Genomic DNA, 1,311 nt, shown 5'->3' with positions numbered 1-1,311 from the left:
GTTCCGACTTGTATGGCGGTAGCGGAGCGCGGTCGGGTTGGCCGCTCGTAGCGTCTCCGTAGGACGCCGGATCGGATGGCTCGTGAGGTTCCTGCCGCCTTTCGGGGCTGGCTCTCCGGGGGTGTGCCGCCGGCCCGGCGTCCGTCCGCGGTCTGACTCAACAGAGGCGTGTCCCGGTCCGTGTGGTTCCGGAAGTCGGAGTGTCGGCCGCGGATGTCCCTGTCGTCACACACCTGTTGGGAGCACACTGCCGTGGTACTGCTCGGTGTCGACCCGCACAAGTCCACCCACACCGCCGCCGCCGTGGCCGCCGACAGCCAGCAACAGCTGTCTTCGGTGACGATCCGGGCGAGCCTGCCGGAGTACCGCCGTCTGCTGCACTGGGCCCGGCAGTGGCCGCAGCGCACCTGGGCGGTGGAGAACGCCAACGGACTGGGCCGACACCTGGTCCAGTGGCTGATTGCCCGCGGCGAACGCGTCATCGATATCCCCGCCACAGCGACCAGCCGGATCCGCGAGCTCTCGCGCGGCGGCGGACGCAAGAACGACCAGATCGACGCGGCCGCCGCCGCAACCGTGGCCCACCTGCACGGCGACGGACGGGAGGTCCGCGCCGAGGACCACTCCACCGCTCTGGCCCTGCTCGACGAGCGGCGGGTCAACCTCGCCCAGGCGAGAGTTCGCGCCGTCAACCAGCTGCATGCGCTGCTGCGGGACTTGCTGCCGGGCGGCGCCCCCGACCAGATGTCCGCCGACCAGGCCGCTGCTCTGCTCCGTACCGTCCGGCCTGCCGGCGCGGTGGAGAAGGTCCGCAAAGGCCTGGCCCGCGACCTCGTGGCCGAAATCCGCGCGCTCGACAAGCAATTGACGGCCAACGCCGCACACCTTGCGGACCTCGTGGCGGCCGCGGACAGCACCCTCACCCGCACCCCCGGCATCGGTCCGGTGCTCGCCGCCCGGCTGATCGCCCGAGTCGGACGGGCCAGCCGCTTCCCCACCAGTGCGGCATTCGCAAACTACACCGGGACCGCCCCAGTGGAGATCGCCAGCGCTGACAAGGCCCGACACCGACTCTCCCGGTCCGGCGATCGGCAGCTCAACTCCGTGCTCCATACCATCGCCGTCGTCCAGATCCGTATGCCCAACTCGCCCGGACACGCCTACTACCAGCGGAAAGTCTCCGAGGGGAAGACCAGCAAGGAAGCCAAGCGCTGTCTGAAGCGTCGGCTGGCCGATCACATCTGGAAGGTCATGCTCGCCGACGAACGGAGAGCCCATCCCACACCTTGACAAGACACAGAGGCACCCCCG

The 1,311-nt window shown here is 69.7% G+C and carries 1 protein-coding gene; it reads left to right on the top strand.

Annotated elements, in window-relative coordinates:
* The first annotated feature begins 213 nt into the window (after positions 1-213).
* Complete coding sequence (locus ACZ7M3_RS52845) at positions 214-1,290, top strand: IS110 family RNA-guided transposase (RefSeq protein WP_472073991.1); 1,077 nt, start codon at positions 214-216, stop codon at positions 1,288-1,290.
* Positions 1,291-1,311: the final 21 nt, after the last annotated feature.

It is taken from the genome of Streptomyces sp. NPDC111656 (assembly GCF_055656965.1).
This window is presented reverse-complemented; position numbering and strand designations above follow the sequence as displayed.

Bases quoted from the DNA above. Each gene is read 5' to 3' on its own strand.
- ACZ7M3_RS52845 (WP_472073991.1), top strand. From the start codon at position 214: ATGTCCCTGTCGTCACACACCTGTTGGGAGCACACTGCCGTGGTACTG.